General features: G+C 67.7%; 1 protein-coding gene. It reads left to right on the top strand.

Annotated elements, in window-relative coordinates; all coding sequences use genetic code 11:
* Nucleotides 1–21: 21 nt before the first annotated feature.
* Nucleotides 22–2,204, top strand: a 2,183-nt coding sequence (locus ACFWTC_RS38805) for a condensation domain-containing protein (RefSeq protein ID WP_384075162.1), incomplete at its 3' end; no start/stop codon positions are given.

Below are 2,204 nucleotides of genomic sequence, written 5' to 3'. Positions count from 1 at the left end.
CGCGAGGAGATCCTGTGTGCGGTGTTCGCCGAGGTCCTCGGTGTGGAGAGTGTCGGTGTCGACGACAGTTTCTTCGCGCTGGGTGGCCACTCGCTCCTCGCGATCCGGCTGGTGGAAGTCCTGCGTAGTCGTGCGATCTCCATCTCGATGCGGGAACTCTTCGAATCGCCAACCGTGGCCGGCCTTGTGACAGTCGCTGGGGGTGAGCAGTTCGTTGTACCGCCGAATGCCATTCCGGAGGGCGTGCAGGCGATCACGCCGGAGATGCTGCCCTTGGTCGACCTGACCGCGGATGAGGTCGAGCGGATTGTCGCGTCCGTGGAGGGTGGTGCCGCGAACGTCGCGGACGTTTATCCGCTGGCGCCGTTGCAGGAGGGTCTGCTCTTCCACCACCTCCTCGCAGACGGCGGCGAGGACACCTACGTCATGCCGACCGTGCTGGAATTCGACTCGCGTGAGCGGCTGGACGCGTTCACCGACGCGCTCCAGCAGGTCGTGGACCGGCATGACACCTTCCGTACCGGCATCGTGTGGGAAGGCCTGCGCGAACCAGTGCAGGTCGTATGGCGCAACGCCCAACTCCCCGTCGTGGAACTAGAACTTGACCCGTGCGGTGCTGAGCCGGTGGAACAGCTCCTTGCTGCCGGCGGCTTGTCGATGGATCTGGGACGAGCCCCGCTGCTCGGACTCCATGTGGTTGCCGCGCCGGGGAACCGGTGGCTGGTGCTGCTGCGGATTCACCACCTGGTGCAGGACCACACGACATTGGAGTTGCTGCTCCGCGAAGTGCGGGCGGTGCTCGCCGGGCGGGCTGCCGAGCTGCCGGAGCCGGTGCCGTTCCGCGCCTTCGTCGGACAGGCGCGTGCGGGGCTTGACAGTGGGAAGCACGAGACGTTCTTCGCCAACCTGCTGGGTGACGTCACCGAGCCCACCGCGCCGTATGGCTTGGTGGATGCGCGGGGGGACGGATTGGACTCGATTCAGGCGCGGCGGGACTTGGCCCTGGACCTTGAGGCGCGGCTGCGTGAGGTGGCGCAGAAGCTGGGTGCCAGCCCGGCCACCGTGATGCACGTGGCGTGGGCGCGGGTTCTTGCGGCGGTCAGCGGCCGGGACGACGTGGTGTTCGGCACCGTCCTGTTCGGGCGGATGAACGCCGGAGCCGGGTCGGAAGTGCCCGGTCCTTTCATGAACACGTTGCCGGTGCGGCTGCGGGTGGACGAGACCACTGTGGTGGCAGCGGTCGCGGCGATGCGGGGACAGCTCGCGGGACTCGTTGAGCACGAGTACGCACCGTTGGCTTTGGCTCAGCAGGCCAGTGGTGTGCCGGGGGACACTCCGCTGTTCACCTCGCTGCTCAACTACCGCCACAACGTTGTCCTCAGTCGAGGCATAGCCGACGTCTCCGACGGCATCGGGGTGGTGTTCGCCCGCGAGCGCACCAACTACGCGCTGACGATGGCCGTTGACGACGACGGTGAGGGGCTGGGGCTGACCGTGGATGCCGTCGCTCCTGTCGACGCGGATGCAGTGGCAGCGTTGATGGATACAGCGACGGAGAGCCTTGTGGTGGCGCTGGAGGAGGCGCTGGCTGGTGGTGAGGACCGGCTCCTGAGTGGTGTTGCGGTGCTGGGCGCGGCTGAGCGTCGGCGGTTGCTGGTGGAGTGGAACGACACGGCTACCGAGGTGCCGGCGGGGACGATTCCGGAGCTGTTCGAGGCGCAGGTGGCGCGGACGCCGGACGCGGTCGCGATTGTCGCCGACGGCGTCGAGGTGTCGTATGCGGAGCTGGATGGGCGTGCGAACCGTCTGGCGCGGCTGCTGGTGGGTCGGGGCATCGGTCCGGAGTCCGTGGTGGGCGTGTGTCTGGAGCGCGGCATCGATCTGGTGGTGGCGCTTCTGGGCGTGCTGAAGGCGGGGGCTGCGTATCTGCCGGTCGACCCTGCCTATCCGGCTGAGCGGGTCGCCTTCGTGCTGGAGGATGCGGCTGCTGCGGTGGTGGTGACCTGCCAGGCGCTGACTGGTGTGCTGCCCGAGAACCCGCTGCGGATCGTGCTTGACGATCCGGTTGTGGCGGGGGAGTCGGCGACTTTGGTTGCCGTGCCTCTGAGTGATGTGGAGCGTGGTGGGGCGCTGTTGGCGGCGCTTCCGGCGTATGTGATTTACACGTCGGGGTCGACGGGGCGGCCCAAGGGTGTGGTGGTCTC

Origin of the sequence: Streptomyces sp. NPDC058619 (assembly GCF_042717785.1) — a bacterium.
Lineage (GTDB): Bacteria > Actinomycetota > Actinomycetes > Streptomycetales > Streptomycetaceae > Streptomyces.
The sequence above is the reverse complement of the archived record's forward strand: the minus strand, read 5'-3'. Positions and strand labels throughout refer to the sequence as shown.